General features: G+C 71.6%; 17 protein-coding genes. 10 read left to right on the forward strand and 7 right to left on the reverse strand.

Going from position 1 to position 19386, the window contains the following annotated elements; translation table 11 throughout:
- Positions 1-94: 94 nt before the first annotated feature.
- The 6 genes from AGRA3207_RS31880 (at position 95) to AGRA3207_RS31905 (ending at position 8989) form a co-directional block, all read left to right on the forward strand.
- A complete protein-coding gene (locus tag AGRA3207_RS31880) occupies positions 95-1741 on the forward strand; it encodes an alpha/beta hydrolase (RefSeq protein WP_231330830.1) in 1647 nt (548 codons plus the stop codon).
- 383 nt (positions 1742-2124) lie between these two features.
- Positions 2125-3726, forward strand: a complete 1602-nt coding sequence (locus tag AGRA3207_RS31885; RefSeq protein WP_231330831.1) for an alpha/beta fold hydrolase — start codon at positions 2125-2127, stop codon at positions 3724-3726.
- A 190-nt stretch (positions 3727-3916) separates the two neighbouring features.
- Entirely contained in the window at positions 3917-5527 is a 1611-nt protein-coding gene (locus AGRA3207_RS31890; protein WP_231330832.1) for an alpha/beta hydrolase, read from the forward strand.
- Between the two features lie 114 nt (positions 5528-5641).
- Positions 5642-6484, forward strand: a complete 843-nt coding sequence (locus AGRA3207_RS31895; protein ID WP_231336455.1) for a GNAT family N-acetyltransferase — start codon at positions 5642-5644, stop codon at positions 6482-6484.
- A 79-nt stretch (positions 6485-6563) separates the two neighbouring features.
- Positions 6564-7622, forward strand: coding sequence for a helix-turn-helix domain-containing protein (locus tag AGRA3207_RS31900; protein WP_231330833.1), 1059 nt, complete (start codon positions 6564-6566; stop codon positions 7620-7622).
- Positions 7623-8305: 683 nt separating this feature from the next.
- On the forward strand, positions 8306-8989 hold the full coding sequence (locus tag AGRA3207_RS31905; RefSeq protein WP_084265527.1) for a hypothetical protein: 684 nt from the start codon (positions 8306-8308) through the stop codon (positions 8987-8989).
- Between the two features lie 69 nt (positions 8990-9058).
- On the opposite strand, the gene AGRA3207_RS31910 is transcribed toward AGRA3207_RS31905, so the two are convergent.
- Both AGRA3207_RS31910 and AGRA3207_RS31915 read right to left on the reverse strand, forming a co-directional pair.
- Positions 9059-9469 carry a DUF3037 domain-containing protein gene (locus tag AGRA3207_RS31910; RefSeq protein ID WP_231330834.1) on the reverse strand — a complete coding sequence of 137 codons (411 nt, stop codon included), beginning with the start codon at positions 9467-9469 and terminating at the stop codon, positions 9059-9061.
- The gene (locus AGRA3207_RS31915; RefSeq protein WP_231330835.1) at positions 9466-10293 is read right to left on the reverse strand and encodes a HipA family kinase; all 828 of its coding nucleotides are present in this window, start codon (positions 10291-10293) and stop codon (positions 9466-9468) included. Before AGRA3207_RS31915 ends, AGRA3207_RS31910 begins: the two co-directional genes overlap by 4 nt.
- Before the next feature lie 46 nt (positions 10294-10339).
- On the opposite strand from AGRA3207_RS31915, the gene AGRA3207_RS31920 reads away from it, so the two are divergent.
- Positions 10340-11011 carry a cyclase family protein gene (locus tag AGRA3207_RS31920; protein ID WP_231330836.1) on the forward strand — a complete coding sequence of 224 codons (672 nt, stop codon included), beginning with the start codon at positions 10340-10342 and terminating at the stop codon, positions 11009-11011.
- A gap of 18 nt (positions 11012-11029) precedes the next feature.
- On the opposite strand, the gene AGRA3207_RS31925 is transcribed toward AGRA3207_RS31920, so the two are convergent.
- Both AGRA3207_RS31925 and AGRA3207_RS31930 read right to left on the reverse strand, forming a co-directional pair.
- Positions 11030-11527, reverse strand: coding sequence for a DUF4870 domain-containing protein (locus AGRA3207_RS31925; RefSeq protein WP_231330837.1), 498 nt, complete (start codon positions 11525-11527; stop codon positions 11030-11032).
- Between the two features lie 107 nt (positions 11528-11634).
- The gene (locus tag AGRA3207_RS31930; protein ID WP_231330838.1) at positions 11635-12138 is read right to left on the reverse strand and encodes a hypothetical protein; all 504 of its coding nucleotides are present in this window, start codon (positions 12136-12138) and stop codon (positions 11635-11637) included.
- Positions 12139-12177: 39 nt separating this feature from the next.
- Between AGRA3207_RS31930 and AGRA3207_RS31935 the strand changes: the two genes are divergently transcribed.
- The 3 genes from AGRA3207_RS31935 to AGRA3207_RS31945 all read left to right on the forward strand — a co-directional run bounded on the left by AGRA3207_RS31935 (position 12178) and on the right by AGRA3207_RS31945 (position 15348).
- Positions 12178-12864: a response regulator transcription factor gene (locus tag AGRA3207_RS31935; RefSeq protein WP_231330839.1), complete on the forward strand. Its 687-nt coding sequence runs from the start codon at positions 12178-12180 to the stop codon at positions 12862-12864.
- Positions 12861-14228: a sensor histidine kinase gene (locus AGRA3207_RS31940; protein ID WP_231330840.1), complete on the forward strand. Its 1368-nt coding sequence runs from the start codon at positions 12861-12863 to the stop codon at positions 14226-14228. The genes AGRA3207_RS31935 and AGRA3207_RS31940 overlap by 4 nt, the downstream gene beginning before the upstream one ends.
- A gap of 88 nt (positions 14229-14316) precedes the next feature.
- Positions 14317-15348 (forward strand): chitinase, encoded by a 1032-nt coding sequence (locus AGRA3207_RS31945; RefSeq protein ID WP_231330841.1) that lies wholly within the window; start codon positions 14317-14319, stop codon positions 15346-15348.
- A gap of 148 nt (positions 15349-15496) precedes the next feature.
- Here AGRA3207_RS31945 and AGRA3207_RS31950 read toward each other — a convergent pair whose 3' ends face one another.
- The 3 genes from AGRA3207_RS31950 to AGRA3207_RS31960 all read right to left on the reverse strand — a co-directional run bounded on the left by AGRA3207_RS31950 (position 15497) and on the right by AGRA3207_RS31960 (position 19258).
- Positions 15497-15994 (reverse strand): SH3 domain-containing protein, encoded by a 498-nt coding sequence (locus tag AGRA3207_RS31950; RefSeq protein ID WP_231330842.1) that lies wholly within the window; start codon positions 15992-15994, stop codon positions 15497-15499.
- 129 nt (positions 15995-16123) lie between these two features.
- Positions 16124-17482: a TetR/AcrR family transcriptional regulator gene (locus AGRA3207_RS31955; protein ID WP_231330843.1), complete on the reverse strand. Its 1359-nt coding sequence runs from the start codon at positions 17480-17482 to the stop codon at positions 16124-16126.
- Between the two features lie 951 nt (positions 17483-18433).
- A complete protein-coding gene (locus AGRA3207_RS31960; protein WP_231330844.1) occupies positions 18434-19258 on the reverse strand; it encodes a hypothetical protein in 825 nt (274 codons plus the stop codon).
- Positions 19259-19386: the final 128 nt, after the last annotated feature.

Genomic DNA, 19386 nt, shown 5'->3' on the forward strand with positions numbered 1-19386 from the left:
GGGGCTCTGTCGGGACGCTCGACTGGGGCGCCACAATCTTCACCGATTTGCCCGTATGTCTGACTCAACTTGAGTTGGCACGTTAGGGGGATATGTGAAGAGGATCGTTGTCGTGGCCGCAGCGGCCGGGCTCGGTCTCGCCGGGCTCGGCGCCACAAGCGCACAGGCCCAGGGCCCGACCGCCGGATCGGCGGGAGCGTTCGACCCCGCCGCGGTGAAGTGGCACGCCTGCCCGGCGGACTTCGTGAAGACGGTGCACGACCTGTACGACGTGCTGTACCCGGTCTCCAAGATCGTGCAGTGCGCGGAACTCCAGGTCCCGCTGGACTACGCCAAGCCCAAGGGCAAGAAGATCACGCTGCAGCTCACCCGCACGCCCCACACGGGCAAGGGTGCGGCCAAGGGCGACATCGTCGTCAACCCGGGCGGTCCCGGCGGCGGCGGCGCGCTGTTCGGCCCGCGCGTGTTCGCGCAGAACTCCGCCCCGATGCGCGAGGCGTTCAACGTCATCGGCTTCGACCCGCGCGGCGTCGGCATGAGCGTCCCCGCGCTCAGCTGCGACCCGGACTACACCAACGCCCCGCGGCCCGACTACGGCACCGGCGACCGCAAGTCCGTCGACATCTGGCTGAAGAAGGCGAAGGGCTACGCCGACGCCTGCAAGAAGGCCGACAAGATCGGGCTGCTGGACCACATCAAGACGGTCGACTCGGTCAACGACGTCGAGTCGATCCGCAAGGCCCTCGGCAACAAGAAGCTCGACTGGTACGGCGCCTCCTACGGCACCTACCTCGGCTCCACGTACGCGACCCTGTACCCGAAGAAGGTCGGGCGCATGGTGCTCGACGGCAACGTCGGCCCGTCCGACGTCTGGTACGACGCCAACCTCAACCAGGACGTCGCGTTCGACGAGAACATCGAGTACTACTTCGGCTGGATCGCCAAGTACGACTCCGTGTACCACCTGGGCACGAAGCAGTCGGACGTCCGCCAGTACTTCTACAGGCTGCGCGCCCACCTCAAGAACGAGCCGGTCTACTTCAAGGACCCCGACAGCGGCCAGACCCTCGCCGTCGGCCCGGACGAGCTGACCGACACCATCCAGAACGCCGCGTACCGCCGCAGCCAGGCCGTCTGGCACGGCTACGCCGCCGGGCTCTCGGCGCTCAAGGCCGGCAACACCGCCGCGTTCGCGCAGACCTTCGGCGCGCAGACCACCGGCGGCGCCGACGACAACGGCTACGCCGTCTACGACGCCGTGCAGTGCACCGACGTCCAGTGGCCGCTCAGCTGGAAGAAGTGGCAGCGCGACAACGAGAAGATCAACAAGAAGCACCCGTTCCTGACCTGGGGCAACGCCTGGTACAACGCCCCCTGCCTGTACTGGCCCGCGAAGGCCGGCAAGCCGGTGGACGTCGGGCGCACCAAGGACCTGCCGAAGAACATCCTGCTGTTCCAGTCCACAGCCGACGCGGCCACGCCGTACGCGGGCGCGCTGGAGATGCAGCGCAGGCTCAAGGGCTCGCACCTGGTCGTCCAGGACGGCGACCGCACGCACTGCATCGTGCACCGCGGCTCGGCGGCCGTGGACGCCTACTTCGACGCCTACTTCCTCAAGGGCGAGCTGCCCGGCAAGCCGACCGTCCACGTCCCGCAGCTGGGCGACCCGACCCCGCCGTCGGGCGCCTCGGCCAAGACCCTGGCCGGCACCGGGATCCTGGAGAACGACGTCATCCGCTGACGCCGCCGGCCACCTGACACAGCGGTGTCCGACGGACACCGTCCTCGCGCCGGCGGGCGACCGCCGAGACCACGGCCTCCCGCCGGCGCGGTGTCACCGGGCGCGCAGGGGCCCCGGGAGCACGATCCCCGGGCCCTGCGCCGTTCCGGCGCGGGCACGCCGTCCCGCCCCGTCGTCCGCCGCCGCGCGGGACGGGCACGCGAACGACGGCACACATCACGAAGTTCCGTAGCGGATGTCACGATTCGGCATCCACTCGGAACGGCCCTCGCGGCTCCGCGGCGGGACCGCGACAATCTCGACCAATCCACGTATCGGCTATGCATCGGCGTGCCTCCCCCGGCTCTCGCCGGCCCGCGGAGCCGCCGGTCCGAGGGGGTTAGGTGAAGAGGATCGTTATCGTCGCGGCCGCGGTGGCCGTGACAGCAGGCGGCACCGCCGCCGCCGTCTCCGCGACCGCGAACGCGAGCGCCCCGGGGACGGCGGGCACCGTCGCGGCGCCCGGCATCGCCTGGGGCGCCTGCGAGACCACCGGCCCGGACGACCCCATGGCCAAGGCCGAGTGCGCCCAGGTGCCGGTCCCGCTCGACTACCGCAAGCCAGGCGGCCGCAAGATCTCCATCGCGGTGTCGCGCTTCAAGCACACCGACACCAAGGACTACCAGGGCGTCCTGTTCGTGAACCCGGGCGGCCCGGGCGCCAGCGGCCTGGCGTACGCGCCGGCCCTCGCCCGGTGGCTGGGCGGCGCGGGCCACGCGAAGACCGCGGCGAAGTACGACATCATCGGCTTCGACCCGCGCGGCGTCGGCTCCAGCAAGCCCGCGCTGTCCTGCGACCCGAACTACTCCGACCCGATCCGCCCGGACTACGTCCCGGGGTCGGCCAAGGAGGAGAAGGTCTGGATCGCCAGGTCGAAGAAATACGCCCAGGACTGCGCGAAGCGGTTCGGATGGCTGCTGCCGCACATGCGCACCACCGACGCCGCCCGCGACATCGAGACGATCCGCGGCCTCCTGGGCCAGCAGAAGATCAGCTGGTACGGCTTCTCGTACGGCACGTACTTCGGCGCCACCTACGCCACCCTGTTCCCCCGGCGCGTGCACCGCATGGTCCTGGACGGCAACGTCAACCCGAAGACGGTGTGGTACGACTCGCAGCTCGAACAGGACAAGGCGTTCGAGCGCAACATGAAGTCCTGGTGGGCCTGGACCGCCAAGTACGACGGGCTCTTCCACCTCGGCGCGACCGAGAAGGCCGTCGAGGCGGCCTACTACAAGGCGCGCACCGCGGCGAAGAAGGCCCCGATCGGCGGCAAGATCGGGCCGGACGAGCTCGACGACATCGTCCTCAGCGCCGGGTACAACACCGGTTACTACATCCCGTTCGCCCAGGCGCTGTCGCAGTGGGTCAACGGCAAGGACCCCTCCGGACTGCTCGGCTGGCTCAACGCCGGCGGCGAGGACAACGGCTTCGCCGTCTACAACGCCGTCCAGGCCGCGGACGCCAAGTGGCCGCGCGACTGGCGCACGTGGCACAGGGACGCCGTGAAGCTCTACAAGCAGGGCTACCGGTTCAACACCTGGAGCAACGTCTGGTTCAACGCCCCCATCGCGTTCTGGCCGTTCCAGGGCGGCCCGGCGCTGAAGCTGAACGGCAGGCACGCCCCGGGCATGCTGCTCGTCCAGTCCACCCAGGACGCGGCGACGCCGGTCGCGGGCGGCCTGGAGATGCACAAGGTGTTCCCGGCCTCGCGTCTCGTCTTCGAGGTCGGGGGCAAGACCCACGCCAACACCCTCAACGGCAATGCCTGCCTGGACGACAAGGTCGCGGCCTACCTCGACAGCGGAGCGCTCCCGGAGAGCCACCGTGGTCCCGACGCCCTCTGCAAGGCCGTCCCGGAGCTGAACGACCCGGACCCGACGGCGGCGTCGGCGAAGGCGGCCGGGGCGGTGGCCGGCAAGGACCTCCCGGTCGGACGCCCGTAGCGGCCGGTCACACCGCCCGCTGAGATGTCGCGGCGTGCGCGCCGTCCTCCCGCGCCCGAGGAGGACGGCGGGCACGCCGCGACTTGTCGTGAGAGATCACGATTCTTGGTGGGAGAGGTCCCGGTTCGGGATGGAATCGCGCAACTCGCGGTTCGGTGGTTCCGGGGCGTGCCGGAGGTAGAAAGCGGGAGTGCCGAACGTCCCTGGGAAGAGGGCCGCCGCCGCGACGGCCGCCGCCGCAGTCCTGCTCGGGTCCGCCATGTCCGCCGCCTTGGGCGCGCCCGCCACCGCCGCGGCGCCCGCGAGGACGGGTCCCGACCCCGCGCCGCGTCCCGCCGGGCTCGCGTGGACGTCCTGCCCCGCCAAGGACCCCGTGGAGAAGGGGCGCCTCAAGGGCCTGCAGTGCGCGTCCCTCCGGGTCCCGCTCGACCACGGCCGTCCGCAGGGCAGGCAGATCACCCTCGCGCTCACCCGCGCCCGGCACACCGCGCCGCGTTCCAAGGGCGTGGTGCTGCTGAACCGCGGCGGCCCCGGCGCCCACGGACGCGACCTGCCGGCCGCCTTCACCTCGGGGCTGCCGAAGAAGGTCGCGGCGGCCTACGACTGGATCGGCTACGACCCGCGCGGCGTGGGAGCGAGCAAGCCCGCGCTGGTCTGCGACAAGGGCTACCAGGACCCGGGCCGCCCGCGCGCCGACTCCGTCCCCGCGGGCCCGGCGGAGGAGACGGCCTGGACGGGACGCGCCCGGTCCTACGCCGACGACTGCGCCAAGAAGTACCGGGCGATCCTCCCGCACATGGGCACGGCGGACTGGGCCCGTGACATGGACGCGATCCGGCAGGCACTCCGCCAGGACAGGATCAACTTCTTCGGCTATTCCTACGGCAGCTACCTGGGCGCGGTCTACGCGACGATGTTCCCCGGCCGCGTCCGCCGGATGGTGCTGGACAGCGTCGTCCACCCGGGCCGTGTCTGGTACGACGCCAACCTCGACCAGAACGTGGCGTTCGAGAAGCGGATCAGGGCCTATTTCGACTGGATCGCCCGCCATGAGAAGACCTACGGGCTCGGCCGGACGGGGGAGGAGGTCGCCGCCTCCTACGCGAGGGTCCGTGCGGCGGTCAAGGCCGCGCCGATCGGCGGGAAGGTCGGCGCGTCCGAACTGGACGACGTGTTCCTCACCGACGGCTACGGCGACCACACCTGGGCCGCCCACGCCTCAGCGCTGTCGGCCTACGCCGTCCGGCACGAGACCAGGCCCCTCGGCAAGGCGTGGCAGCCCCCTGGCTGGCTGGACCAGAACAACTACGCCGTCTACAACGCCGTCCAATGCCGCGACGCCCCCTGGCCGCGCGACTGGAGCCGCTGGCACGCCGACAGCGAGCGGCTCTTCCGCGAGGGTTACCGTTTCGAGACCTGGAGCAACACCTGGTACAACGCCCCCTGCGCCTTCTGGGGCGTGCCCGGGGGCCCGGTCCCCGAGGTGCACGGCGCCTCCTCGCTGCCGCCGCTGCTCCTTGTCCAGGCCACCGGCGACGCCGCCACCCCCTATCCCGGCGCGCTGGAGATGCACCGCAGGTTCCCGGCGTCCCGTCTGGTGACGCAGGTCGGCGGCGGCAACCACGGGGTCTCGATGTCCGGTGACAAGTGCGTGGACGCGGCCGTCGCCGCCTATCTCGCCACCGGCAGGATCCCCGCCGACCGGCCCGGCCCCGACGCGGAATGCCCAGCCGGGCCGCCCCCCGAGCCCGCCCACACCAAGAACGGCGGACGGAACGGGCGGTCCACCGTGCCGCGGTGAAGGGATCCGGGTGCGGTACCCGGCCCGCGGACGTCATAGGCTTGTCTGCGTGGTGCTGACAGTGCAGACGGCCGCGCGGGGACCGGTCCCGTCCCGGAGCCGGTAGCCGTGCGCATGCTCGGGTCGCTCCCGGTGCGGGTCCTGGACGACCGTCACCGGGCGGCGGCGCTCGCCATCCTGGACGCCGATCCGGTGGCGAACGTGTTCGTCGGATCCCGCGTGCACGCCGCCGGGCTCGACCCGCGCCGCCTCGGCGCCCAGATGTGGGGCTATCTGCGTGACGGCCGGCTCGTCTCCCTCTGCTACTCCGGCGCGAACCTCATCCCCGTCGCCGCGGGCCCCGGTGCGGTCCGCGCGTTCGCGGAGCGGGCGCAGGCGCAGGGCCGGCGCTGTTCGTCGATCGTCGGCCCGGTGGGGCCCGTGGGGGACCTGTGGGAGATCCTGGCGCCCTACTGGGGGCCGCCCCGCGCCGTCCGGGCCGTCCAGCCGGTGATGGCCACCTCGTCCGTTCCGGACGTCCCGCCCGACACGGCGGTGCGCCGCGTCCGGATGGAGGAGTTCGACATCGTCTACCCGGCCTGCGTCGCCATGTTCACCGAGGAGGTCGGCGTCTCGCCGAACGTCGGGGACGGCGGGGTGCTCTACCGCGCCCGGGTCGCCGAGCTGATCCGCGACGGCCGCGCGTTCGCCCGGATCGAGGACGGCCGGGTCGTGTTCAAGGCCGAGGTCGGCGCCGTCACCCCGCGGGCCTGCCAGGTCCAGGGCGTCTGGGTGCCGCCCGATCTGCGCGGGCAGGGCCGGTCGATCACGGGGATGTCCGCGGTCGTCCGGGAGGCGCTGCACGGCATCGCGCCGACGGTGTCCTTGTACGTCAACGACTACAACAGCCGGGCGCGTGCCGCCTACCGTCACGTGGGGTTCACCGAGACGGGGTCGTTCATGTCAGTACTGTTCTAGGTCCGTTCCAAGATTGTCCTAGAGTGCCAGGTCCGCGTAGAAACCTGACGAAAGGTCGCAGGACGGGTACCATCCGGCCGTGGAGTTCGCCGGTGCACTGCGGCAGGCCATCCAGGCGAGCGGGCTGACCCTGGAACGGATCCGGCACCGGCTCGGCCAGCGTGGCCTGACCGTCAGCGTCGCCACGCTCAGCTATTGGCAGCGTGGCCGTAGCCGACCGCGCTCGCGGGCCGTCGTGACGACGCTGGAGGAGATCCTCCAGGTGCCCGCGGGGACGCTCACCGAGCTGCTCGACGACCCCACGCCCACCGCGCCGCCCGTCCGCGGCGGCCCCGGCAGGGCCGGGAACGGCTCCGGGCCGTCCGGGCACGGTGACCGCGGCCGCGCCGCGGGCGACCTGTGGCCCGACCCGGACCGGTACGCGGGCCTCGTCGCCCAGCTCGACCGGTCGGGCGACCACCGGCTGGAGCGCCTCGGCATCCACGACGTGTACCGGCTGGACGACGTCCGCCGCACCTGGTCGCTGTCGGTGCGGACGGTGCTGCGCGCGGCGGGCGACGACATCGACCGCGTCGTCTGCGTCCACCAGACCGGCCCGGCCAAGACGGACTCCCCGCCGGACGGCACGGACCGCGCCGGCGCCCCGCCGCCCGGAACGGTTCACGGCGGGCCGCCCGGCGGCCACGGCGGGCTCGGATCCGGCGCGGGCGGGCCCGGCGGGGACGTGGAGCTGACCGGCGTGCGGTACTGCCGCCCCGGGCGGATCCGCGCCGAGGACGGGCTGATGGCGTTCGAGCTCGTCTTCGACCGGGTGCTGGCGGCGGGCGACACCGCGGTCGTGGAGTACGAGCTGGGCCCGGCGGGCGGCGTCCCGGTGGGCGTCGGGGCGTCCGGCGCCGGGGCATGGGTGGCCGACGGCTACGAGCGGCGCTTCTCCCACCCCGTCCACGACTATGTCGCGATCATCCAGTTCGAGGGCGGCCGCCTCCCGGCCCGCTGCTACGGCTTCACGGCCGAGACCTCGGACGCGCCCCGCCGGCGGCTCGGCGAGCTGTGGATCGGCACGTCCGGCAGCGCGAACCTGGCCGTCGGCAACGTCCGGCGCGGCATCGTCGGCATCGAGTGGGAGTGGCACTGACCGGGACACGCCGATCACAGGGGCACCGAGCGGGCCGCACGCGTTCACACTGAAATCCAGTCCGGATCGAAACGTTGACGATCCGTCACGTGCTGTCTGAGTATCTGAACGTTCGCGCTTCGTGAACCCGGCCGCGTCCCGCGGCCGGCGATCCTCTCGTCGCGTTCCGTGGCCGGGCCGCCCCGGCCGAGGTCGGCGGCGAGACCCCCGGCGGCCGTCCGCGGCGCCGAACCCCCTGCTCACCACGTGCCCCAATAGTGACGCGCCCCGGAGCGACCCCACGCCGGGACGTGGATCCGGGCCCCGGCGGCGGCCTCCGCGCCCCCCGGGGCTATGCGGTTGTGACAAATTGCTGTTGGATTTGAGACCTTGTTGGCCTTACAGTGAGCGCTGAAGTTGCAAGTGCAGTTGTCAGGGCCGTTACGGGGGCCGGCCGGAGCGGATCCGGAGGCCGAGCAGTGCAGAGCGTAACGGAGGATGACCTACTACAGGTTCTGCAGTACGGTCCCTTCAATGTGGCCCTTCATGCGGCCATCCAGGCGCGGGGTCTCAGCCTCGAATCGCTGAGACGGCGCCTGGAGGACCAGGGAATCGCGGTCAGCCTTTCCACACTGAGTTATTGGCAGCGCGGCCGGACACGGCCCGAGCGCGCCGACTCGCTACGCGCGGTACGAGGACTGGAGGTGATCCTCGAGCTTCCCCGCCACTCCCTGCTCACCCTGCTGAAACCGACCGCCGAGCGGTCGGCAGGGCCATGGCTCCCTCTCGAGGAGCTGTGTCCCGAGCCGGGTGTGAAGGACCTGCTGGACGAGATCGGCGACCGCGGTGAGCGTCAGCTCACCGGGCTCAGCCTGCACGACCAGCACGTCATCGGACGCCGCAGGGAACTCCTGGAGGTGCGCACCCGCGCCGTCTTCCAGGCCCAGCAGCGCGGCGTCGACCGCTGGATCACCGTCTACCATCACCCGCAGGGCATCCTGCCCTCCTCACGCACCGCGCGCGGCTGCCGTTTCGGCCGCGTCCGGATGGACGAGGCCAGCGGCCTGATCGCCGCCGAGCTTCTGTTCGACCGGGCCCTCGGGCGCGGTGAGACCTACCTGCTGGAGTACGGGTTCGGATTCGACGAGACCGGACCCGTCGTCACCGAGGAAGGACGCGGGTTCCGCACGCCGCAGCACGAGTTCCTCATCGAGGTGCGCTTCCACCCGGCGATGCTCCCCGCCCGTTGCTACCGGACCTGGCGTCCCGACGGCCACACCGCGCTGAAGGACTCCGCCGACCTGCGGATGTCCAGCTACCACAGCGTCCACTTCATCGAGTTCGGCATGGCCGCCGGCTTCCACGGCATCCGCTGGGAATGGGACTGAACCCTCGCTTCCACGGCACGGCCCCTCGCCCACCGGCGGGGGGCCGTCGCCGTGCCGGGCCCCGGCCGCCTACTTGGTGAGGTGCACCAGCAGGCCGAGGAGGCGGTCCAGTTCCCCGGCGGGGTCGTCGGTGAGGCCCGCGTGGACGGGGCCCGGCTGGACGATCGTGCTGCGCGGGGCGGTGAGCCAGCGGAACCGGGCGCCGGGCGCCTCGGCGGCGGCCTGGCCGGCGCGCTCGCCGCCGCAGCAGACCGCGTCCACCCCCCGCAGGGCCGAGCGCACGCCGTCCAGGTCCAAGGACGGGTCGAGCGCGAGCAGGCGCCCCTCGTCGAGGTGGGTGCGGCAGCCGAGGTAGTCCAGGGCGCGGCAGTAGACCACCACGCCCACGTTCATGGTCTCGCCCCGCTCGACCCGGGGGACCACGCGGAGCGTCGCGTACTCGAAGACCGTCGGCTCCGAGGCCGTCCTGATGTTGGTCATGCGGGGCCGCCGAGCCGGCCGGGGCGGTTCCCGCCGCGGCCCGCGGCCGGGCGCGGCGTGCGGCCCGCGACGTCCAGGTCGGGGAGCCAGTCGCGGGGCTTGCCGGCGCGGGGGAGCAGGATGTCGAGGTAGCCGTCCCGCAGCGCGGCGGGGTCGGCGAACCCCGGCTCGCCCTCCAGCCAGCGATCGGGGACGAGCCCCGTCACCTCCCGCAGCAGGCTCTCGGTGATCTTCGGGGCGAGCTGGGCCTCCGCGGCCTCCAGCTCCGTCGCGTACGGGGTCAGGACATGGTCGTCGACGTCGTAGGGACCGGCGAACAGGCGGGTCGCGTTCGCCCACGCGTGGTGGAAGATCAGGCTCGCGCCGTGGTCGATCAGCCACACGTCCCGGTGCCAGACGAGCATGTTCGGGTTGCGCCAGCTCCGGTCGACGTTGCCGATGAACGCGTCGAACCACAGCACCCGCGAGGCGAACAGGGGGTCGGCGTGCCAGCCGAGGGGGTCGAACCCGAGGGAGCCGGGCAGGAAGTCGATGCCGAGGTTCCAGCCGGGGCTGGCCTTCAGCAGGTCCTGGACGTCGGGGTCGGGCTCGTGCCGCCCGATCGCCGGGTCGAGGTCGATGAGGACCTGGTCGGGGACCCGCAGCCCCAGCCGCCGGGCCAGCTCGCCCGCGACCACCTCGGCGATGAGCGCCTTGCGGCCCTGCCCGGCGCCGTGGAACTTCATGACGTACGTGCCGAGGTCGTCGGCCTCGACGACGCCGGGCAGCGACCCGCCCTCGCGCAGCGGCGTCACGTAGCGGATGGCTGTGACATGTGGCAACACGCACGTCACGGTATCGGCTGGACGCGCGGCCGGGATAATCATCGGCATGGGCGCTGAACTCGTCGACCTTTCCGTCCCCCTCGTCACCGGAATGCCGGTCTACCCGGGCGATCCCGAGGTGGAGGCGGTGCCGGCGCTGACGGTCGCCGCGTCCGGCGTGAACGTCCTGCGCCTGCACATGGGCTCGCAGTCGGGCACGCACGTCGACGCCCCGTTCCACATCGACGACGCGCTGCCCCGCCTGGACGAGCTCCCCCTCGGCCTCTTCACCGGCCCCGCGGTCGTGATGGACGCGCGCGGCCTCCCGCCCCGCACGCCGATCCCCCCGGACGCCCTCCCGGACGGGCTGGCGCCCGGCACCGTCCTCCTCATCGCCACCGGCTGGTCGGCGCACTGGGGGACGGACGCCTACCTCGCGCACCCCTACCCGGCCCCGGAGACGGCGGAGGCGATCGTCGCCCGCGGGGTCCGCACCGTGGGGATCGACGCGCTGAGCGTGGACCGCACACCCCCGCCGGGGTCCGAGGACTTCTCGCTGGCGGCCCACCGGGTGCTGTGCGGCGCGGGCGCGGTGATCGCCGAGAACCTCACCGGGCTCGGACGGCTGCTGGACGCGCGCGCGGAGAGGCTGTCCGTCGAGGTCGATCTGTTCCCGCTCGCCCTGGCCGGGGCGGACGGCGCGCCGGTCCGGGCCGTCGCCCGCCTGCGCCCCGCCTGAGCACGGCGGAGCGGCCGGTCAGCGGATCATGCGGAAGCAGAAGAACGTCGGGAACCGGTAGCACTCGCCCTTGCCCGCCTTCACCGCGCCCAGGATCAGGAACACCCACTGCCCGATCAGCAGCTCCAGGTAGGGCAGGATCAACGGGACGAGGAAGACCGGGTTCTCGGCGGCGATCGCGGGCGGGACGCAGACCGCCGCGACCGCGAGCAGATGGATCAGCAGCGTGATCTGGAAGTTCAGCGACTGCGCCGCGTGGAACCGGATGAACGCCGACTCCCGCTTCTTCACGAAGTAGATGATCAGCGGTGCGAGGAACCCGACCAGCAGGACCCCCATGTACGTGAAGATCGCCCACGTCGGGTCGTTGCCCTGGACCTGGCCGGGCGGCCCGTGGGGGACGCCGGGAGGGCCGTACCCCCAGCGCGGGTCGTACTGCCCGCCGTAGGGTCCCTGGAACGGCGGCGGCCGGTCGCCGGGACCCGGAGGTGGCGGCGGAGGAGGCTGTTCGGTCATCACGAGGAATCTACCGTGGCGCGGCCCGGCGGGGACGGGTCCCGAAGGCGGAGAGGACGACCGGGCCCGGACGGCGGGCTCGGAGGCGGGCTCGGAGGCGGGCGCGGTCAGTACTCGTACACCTTGACCGTCGCCGGCTGGTCGTACCAGGTCGCGACGACGGAAGAGGTGCGCTTGTCGGTGAGGAAGTCGACGCGCAGCCAGCCGCCCGCCTCCGTCACGCGCGTCTCGTACCCGGGGTTCGGCGTCGCCGACACCAGCCGCACCCGGCCGCCCGTGAACGACATCGCCGCCTGCCCGCCGCGCGTCGCGTAGCTGCGGACCTTGCCCGCGGGCCGCGGCGTCCCGGAGGCGTCCGGCCTGGCCGGCGCCTTCTCCGGGGTCGGTGTCGGGGCCCGGTCCTGGCCCGCGGCGGGCCCCGGCCGGACGGTCGGGGAGCCGATGCTCGTCGGTCCCTGCGGCACGGACGGGCTGGCATGGATGACCGGTCCCGCCATCGGCGGCGTCGCCGACCGCTCCGACACCGTGTCGCGCACGACGCCGCGCACACCGAGCCAGGAGAACGTCACCGCGAGTGCGGTCACTCCGGCCCACGGCGCAACATATGACATCGCGCGACGCATGGGCACATGGTGGCATACGGTTCCGCCATGGCGAGTGTTCTGGTGGTCGAGGATGACGCGAACGTCCGCACCGCCTTGATCAGGGAGCTGAGCGCCCGGTCCCATGTCGTGCGCAGCGTCGGGACCGCGATGGACGCGCTGCGCGAGGTCACGCAGTCGCCGCCCGACGCCGTCGTCCTCGACCTCGGGCTGCCCGACCTCGACGGCGCCGAGGTGCTGAAGATGCTGCGCGGCATCTCCGACGTGCCCGTCATCGTCGCGACGGCCCGCGACGACGAGCCCGAGATCGTCCGGCTGCTGAACGCGGGCGCCGACGACTACCTCATCAAGCCGTTCTCCGCCGAGCACCTCGTCGCGAGGCTCGCCGCCGTCCTGCGCCGCTCCACCCGGTCCGGGCCGACCGCCGAGCTGAGCGTCGGCGGCCTGCACATCGACCTCGACCGCCGCGAGGCCCGGCTGGACGGCGCGCCGCTGGAGCTGACCCGCCGCGAGTTCGACCTGCTGGCCTACCTCGCCGCCCGGCCCGGGCGCGTCGTCGCGCGCCGCGAGCTGCTCGCCGAGGTGTGGCGGCAGGCGTACGGCGACGACCAGACCATCGACGTGCACCTGTCCTGGCTGCGGCGCAAGCTCGGCGAGACCGCCGCCGCGCCCCGCTACCTGCACACGGTGCGCGGCGTCGGGGTCCGGCTGGCCGAGCCGGGCCCGCGCTCATGAGGCGGACGCTCGTCCTGGTGTCCCTCGCGGTCACCTCGATGGTGGCGCTGGCCTTCCTCATCCCGCTGGCGCTCACCGTCCGCGAGATCGCCCGCGACCGCGCCCTCACCACCGCCGAGCGGCAGGCCAGCGCGCTCGGCCCGGTCCTGGTCGTCACCGAGGACCCGGCCGCGCTCGAACGCGCCGTCGCCAGCACCCAGGCGGGCGCGGCGAAGCGGATGTCCGTGCACATGCCGGACGGCGGGCTCGTCCCGCGGTCGCCGGGCGGCTCCGGCGCCCGCCCCGAGCAGCTCGCCGAGGCCGGCCGCCGCGGCCGCGCCTACACCGCGCGCGTCTCCGGCGGGTACGCGCTGCTCCAGCCGGTGTCGCTGGACGCGGGCCGCACCGCCGTCGTGGAGGTGTTCCTCCCGGACGAGGACCTGTCGCGCGGCGTGTGGAAGGCGTGGATCGTGATGACCGCCGTCGCCGCCGCGCTCGTCGCCGGGTCGGTCGCGGTCGCCGACCGGCTCGGCGCGCGGATGATCCGCTCCACCCGGCGGCTCGCGGAGGTCGCGGGGGAGTTCGGCGACGGCGAGCTGTCGGCGCGCATCGAGCCGGACGGGCCGCCCGAGCTGGTCGAGGCGGGCCTGGCCTTCAACGCGATGGCCGACCACGTCGTCCAGCTCCTGTCCGCCGAGCGGGAGATGGCCGCCGACCTGTCCCACCGCCTGCGCACGCCCCTCGCCGCGCTCCGCCTCAACGCCGAGGCGCTCGGGGACGGGCCGGTCGCCGAGCAGACCCGCGAGGCCGTCGACCGCATCGAGCGCGAGGTCGACCAGATCATCCGCACCGTCCGCCGCCCCACCGGGCGCGGGAGCTGTGACGCCGCCAAGGTGCTGCGCGACCGGGTCGCGTTCTGGTCCGTCCTGGCCGAGGACGAGGGCCGCTCCTGCGAGCTGATCGGCGCCGAGCGCCCCGCGTCCCTCCCGCTCCCCGGCACCGAGCTGGCCGCCGCCGTCGACGCCCTCCTCGGCAACATCTTCCGGCACACCTCCGAGGGCACTGGGTTCGCTGTCACCCTCCACCAGGGCCAGGGCATCACCGGCATCCTCGTCGCCGACGGCGGCCCCGGCATCGCCGACCCGGACGCGGCGCTCAAGCGGGGCAGCAGCGGCGGCGGCTCGACCGGGCTCGGACTCGACATCGCCCGCCGCGCCGCCGAGTCCACCGGCGGCTACCTGCGCATCCACCGCAGCGTCCTCGGCGGCGCGCAGGTGCAGATGTGGTTCCGCACCAAATGGCTGCCCCCGGCGCGGCGCTCCCGGCGCCTCGTCCGCCGCCGCCATTCCCGGCCGCCGGAGGGCCGCCGCTCCCGGACGTCCTAGAACGGGCTTAACAGATGCTTAACCGCGGACCGCCCGGCCGCCGCGCGCCCTACGTTGATCGGCACCACCCCCGGCCGAGGAGGCGCCCATGAGCCGGTCAGTCGCCCGCTACATCCGCGCGTGCCCTCTGCTGCGCTACCTCGCGGTCGGGCTCGCCGCGGCGCTCGGCACCGTCGCCTGCGGCCTCGCGATCCTGCCCGACCCCGCCGACGGCGAGCCGGTGCGCGCCCTCCGCGCCGCGGCCGCCGCGACCGACTTCGCCCCGTACGTCGACGGCAGCCTCCACCCGCCGTTCGACCTCGTGGGCACGGCGAAGAAGACGGGCGTCAAGACCTTCACCCTCGCGTTCATCACCTCCGGCGGCGGCTGCGTACCGAAATGGGGCGGGGTGACCGACATCGGTGCCAACCCCGTCGCGAACCAGGCGGGCGACCTGCGGGCCCTCGGCGGCGACATCCGCATCTCGTTCGGCGGCGCGACCGGCATCGAGCTCGCGGCGGCGTGCCCCACCGCCGAGCGACTCTCCGCCGCCTACGAGCAGGTGGTGGCGGCGTTCAAGCTCACCCGCGCGGACTTCGACATCGAAGGCTCCGCGCTCGCCGACACCGCGGCCAACACCCGCCGCGCCCAGGCGATCGCGGCGCTCCAGAAGAGGAACCCGGACCTGGAGGTGTCCCTCACCTTGCCGGTCCTGCCGGAGGGCTTGACCCCGGACGGCGTCGAGCTGGTGAAGAACGCCAAGGCGAACGGCGTGGACATCGGCGCCGTCAACATCATGGCGATGGACTACGGCCCTCCGTCCTCGCAGATGGGGGACCTGGCGATCCAGGCGGCGACGTCGACCGAGGCCCAGCTCCGCTCCGTCCTTGACCTGCCGTCCGCCTGGGAGCGCCTCGCCGTGACCCCGATGATCGGCGTGAACGACGTCGCCGGGGAGACCTTCACCCTCGCCGACGCCGCCCAGGTCGGCGCGTTCGCCCGAGCCCGCGGCCTCGCCTGGACGTCCATGTGGTCGGCGAACCGCGACCGGCCCTGCCCCGGCGGGGTCAAGTCCCAGGCCGACCCGACCTGCAGCGGCGTCGACCAGGAGCCCCTCGCCTTCACCAGCGCCCTTGGCTAGCGCCGTGACGCGGGCCTCATGCGGCTCCCTCCGCGGCACGGTGTCGGGTCCCGTCTTGGGCGTCCCTCCACGGGCGGCCCGTCCCGGTCCCATCGAGGCCGGTGCCGTCCGCCCATCGCGATGTCGGAGGCACCGGCCGTCGAGGCGGTCAGCAGTTGTGGTACCTCACGTACCACTTGCCGCTGCCGTTGCCGATCTTGTAGTCGGCGATCCAGTTACCGTTGTGCAGCTTCACCCACAGGTAGCCGCCGCTGCGCTTGATGCTCCTCCAGTTGGTGACGACGTGGTCACCCTTCCGCAGATGGCCGACCTTGTTGTGATCGACCCAGGGCGCGCTGCGGACGTTCAGGCGCCGCACGACGACCGTGCCCCTGCACCACCGGGCGCGCTGCTCGTCCTGATCGAGGAGCCGGTTCAGCGCCGCCTGGGCGCCCTCCTGGCCGACCTCGAGCGCTCCCGGCCCCTCTCCCTCCTCTTCCGCCTCAGGGGTCGGCTCGGCCGGCTCGGCCGGCTGGGTGATGTTCTGCTCGTCGTGCCGCGGCTTGGGCGGCGGCTGTGACGCGCCGGCGGAGACCCCGGCGCCCAGCACCGTCCCGGTCACGACGGCGGCGATCAGACCCGTACCCAGTGTTCCTGCTGCTCGCATCTCATTCCTCCAGGTCGTACGCGACTTACAGCCGCGTTCTTACCTGGAGTCACAATACATACACGCCGGGTAACGAAGATCTATCCTTGACAAAGGGTTGGACGATATGGCCGAAATGCCGGTGTTGTTCTAGCGGGCGGACGTGAGCTGGCGGAAGGCGCTCTCCAGATCCTCGCCCTCGCCCTCCGCGACACTCCCGAGCACCACGGCCATGATCGCCTTGCCCAGCATGGTGCTCCTCCTGTCATGGTCGATGAACCGGCCGGCCGAGTCCGAGTGCATGCGGAGGATGAAGCCATCGGACAGTGCCGTGAATATGTCGGCGATATCCCTGATGCTGACGTCGGGGCGGAGTCTCAGGCTGTGCCGCAGGAAGATCTGCCGGTAGATCGGGATCCATTTCTCCTGCGTGCTCTGGTAGACCGCGGACAGCGACTCCTTCAGCTCGGGGTGGTGCTCGGCGATGACGGCGGCGATGAATGCGAGCCGGAGGGCGGGGTTGTGGAGCCCGGCCACCTGATCCTGGTAGCACGCCTCGTGGGCGGCGTCCGCGAGATCGGTCGCATTGGCGATCACCGCCCGCGCCTTGTCGGCGGCGACGGTGTGCGGCAGCCAGTTCTTGATCCATAGGGAATAGGCCAGCACATCGCTCACGTAGGCGTCGCGGTCGAGCCATCTGTCGTGGAACGAGTCCTCGGCGACGTCCCTCTCGCTCCCTTTCGCCGTCTCCTCGATGATTCGCTCGGCGGTGAGGAAGTCGAAGAACATGGAGGACGACGGCGATCCGCCGCCCTTCCCTTCGCGGTCGCCGGGTTCGCAAGCGTGGACGAGGAGACGGAAACCGGCTTCGAGGTAGTCCTTGGTCAGCGGATGATTGGCGAGCCTGCGCCTGTCCTCCGCCGGTGCCCCGGGCGCGTCGGCGACGCCGGTCAGCCGTTTGAGGATCAATGAGAGATCGTCCTCCGGCGACCACTCCGGCTGGTCCGACTCGGAGACCAGGGCGGGCAGCAGCTGGCTCAAGGTCACCGCGGCGGTGTCCTCGGCCGACTCGTGCGGCCTGCTCAGCACGCGGAACAGCAGGGCGCTCGTGTGGTAGACGCCCGTGTCCGCCGCCGACGGGTCGGGCCGCACCGCCCCGAAGTCCTGGCCGTAGGAGATGAGCCGGACGAGCGGCTCGGACAGCGGCGCGAGCCGGCGCACGTCGTCGGATTCCGTGATGGTGCTCCCCGTCTTCTGGCTCTGCTCCTGCATCGCGGCGATCAGGCACAGCGTGAGGTCGCGATGAGTGCGGGCCAGGAGGGAAAGATCGAGAATATGCTCCCTGATGGCGGCGATGGGCGGATATCTGTTCTTGATCGCCTGGTCCGCCGCCTCGATCAGGTCTTTCAGTAACGGTGAATAGGCGTAGCCGATGAGGGACTGCTTCGTTCTGAAATGATTGTAGGCGGTGGCGGTGCTCACGCCGGCGGCCTTGGCGACGTCTTCCACTCTTGTTCCGTGCCACCCTCGTTCGGCGAAGAGGGTCAGAGCCGCCTCCAGCAGGGCGTTGCGTGTCCGCCTTTTCTTGGTTTCAGCACTGCGCTGTCGGGGGGCGGAAGCGTCCATTGGTTCAGGATAGCATGGGCCAAGTTGTCAATACCTTCAATGTGTGGGCCCGATCTCAGTCCTCACGGACACTGCCATCGACAGATCTTTGAAGTATTTCACAAGTGTTAAAGGGCTGTCCGAATTTTCAGTGAATTTGGCCCGAATAGGACGGTTCCCGCGTGTGCTGCGCCGCATGCATGGAGCATTCCACGGGTCGTGGGGTTGTTGATGTTATCGGCGCGGAGGCTGAAGGATAGGCGCTCTGTGCCGGACGGTGCCGTTTCCGTGGCCCGTACCTGGCGGTGACGGTGCCGCGGGCGGGGCGGATCGCCCCGGTGCGAGTGGTTCGCGGTGATATGCCCTTTTCTGGGGCACCCGGCGCCTCGTCCCGCGCGGGCGCCTCGAACGGGATCTTGAAAGTCCCAGTCGGAGGTGAAGGCCCCGTCCTGGTGGCCGCTCCAGATTGGCCGTCTGTTCTGGAGTAGCACCGTAATGGCTTGAGTTGCCCCAATCTTGGCTGATCGCTAAGCTTTCGACGTGGTCGGCGGGGCCGAGAGAACGCGCACCGCCCCCTGGCGGGCATGCGGCCAGGCCGAAAGCCGCCGACCCCGATCGGTGACGGCTGCGGCTGGCCATGCCCGAGTGATGTGAATGGTATTTCAATTCGTAAGCGAGAGGTGGCCACGTGCACGGAAGCGGCGCCTAGCCCTGCTGAATGGTCACAGCGCGTACCCGCCGGGTGCGCGCTGTTCTGAAGCCCGATGTGAACGAATCCCGTGACCGGCTGCCGTCCGCCTCTCCGTTCATGTGCCGATCTCCATAGCGTGGCCGACCGCACCGGCTCGACCACGGTCATGGATCCCAGCTCCAGGCGACGCCGTAGTTGAGCAGGGGCTCCAGCGGCCGGCCATCGAAGATCTTGTACACGTACGAGCCGCGGTCGAGACGCTCCAGATGCTGCATGTCCGCGGTGTCCGGCTCCAGTTCCCCCGTGGTGTCCGAGGCGGCACGGAACCACCAGACGCGGCTCGGTGTCATCCTCGGATCGAAGAGGAGCTGGAACTCGATGCGCCTGGTGTGCCCGGTGAGGGGCGACCAGCTCAGGACCGGCTCCGCGCGGGCCTCGCTGTTGACGCGCACGCGATAGGCGAAGACGTAGATCCCGTCGTCCGAACCGAGCCGTTTGGGCAGTTCCAGCGTCGCGAGCACACCGCCCGCGCTGTTCTCGCTCCTGCGCACGACGTCGCATCCGAAGATCGGCTCGATGTCGAGGACGCCCGGCCGGCTCTCGCTGTAGTAGCGGTAGTCGACGGTGACCTGGGGGCTCGCCTGGGGGACGAGCGCCTTCAGCCACACCCGGACGTCGTTCTGCACGATGGCGCCGGTGGCCGAGAACTGGCACGTGGAGGAGATGGCCTCGGTGACCAGGGTCAGCGGCTCGCCGGTGTGGGCGTGGGCGGCCGTGAGCCGCGGGCCGGTGCCGACCGCCTGGGCGTCCTCCTCCGCCAGGAAGCGGGACACCTTGTCGATACCGTCGTTCTCCCTGCGTTCGAGTGTGCGAAGACTGTCGACCCGGTACTTGCGGACATCGGGATCGGCCGAGCGCCTGAGGTCCGTGCTGTAACTGGTCCTGCGGGCGGTGAGGGTGTCCTCGGCATACTTTTCATCGAAGCGCAATGCCACCAGGAGGGGACCGCGGAATTTCGGGTCGCTGAGGGTTTCGACTAGCGCTTTCAATTCGTCGACACAGCTTTCGATCGTCGTCGGGCGATGCCGGTGCGACAGTCTGCGGCGGAGGGCGGTCA

It is taken from the genome of Actinomadura graeca (genome assembly GCF_019175365.1).
Classification (GTDB): Bacteria; Actinomycetota; Actinomycetes; order Streptosporangiales; family Streptosporangiaceae; genus Spirillospora; species Spirillospora graeca.

Excerpts from the sequence above, each read along its gene's own strand:
- AGRA3207_RS31895 (WP_231336455.1), top strand. The coding sequence starts at position 5,642 with ATGCTCGGGTCGCTCCCGGTGCGGGTCCTGGACGACCGTCACCGGGCG.
- AGRA3207_RS31910 (WP_231330834.1), bottom strand. The coding sequence starts at position 9,469 with ATGACCAACATCAGGACGGCCTCGGAGCCGACGGTCTTCGAGTACGCG.
- AGRA3207_RS31920 (WP_231330836.1), top strand. The coding sequence starts at position 10,340 with ATGGGCGCTGAACTCGTCGACCTTTCCGTCCCCCTCGTCACCGGAATG.
- AGRA3207_RS31925 (WP_231330837.1), bottom strand. The coding sequence starts at position 11,527 with ATGACCGAACAGCCTCCTCCGCCGCCACCTCCGGGTCCCGGCGACCGG.
- AGRA3207_RS31930 (WP_231330838.1), bottom strand. The coding sequence starts at position 12,138 with ATGTCATATGTTGCGCCGTGGGCCGGAGTGACCGCACTCGCGGTGACG.
- AGRA3207_RS31935 (WP_231330839.1), top strand. The coding sequence starts at position 12,178 with ATGGCGAGTGTTCTGGTGGTCGAGGATGACGCGAACGTCCGCACCGCC.
- AGRA3207_RS31940 (WP_231330840.1), top strand. The coding sequence starts at position 12,861 with ATGAGGCGGACGCTCGTCCTGGTGTCCCTCGCGGTCACCTCGATGGTG.
- AGRA3207_RS31945 (WP_231330841.1), top strand. The coding sequence starts at position 14,317 with ATGAGCCGGTCAGTCGCCCGCTACATCCGCGCGTGCCCTCTGCTGCGC.
- AGRA3207_RS31950 (WP_231330842.1), bottom strand. The coding sequence starts at position 15,994 with ATGCGAGCAGCAGGAACACTGGGTACGGGTCTGATCGCCGCCGTCGTG.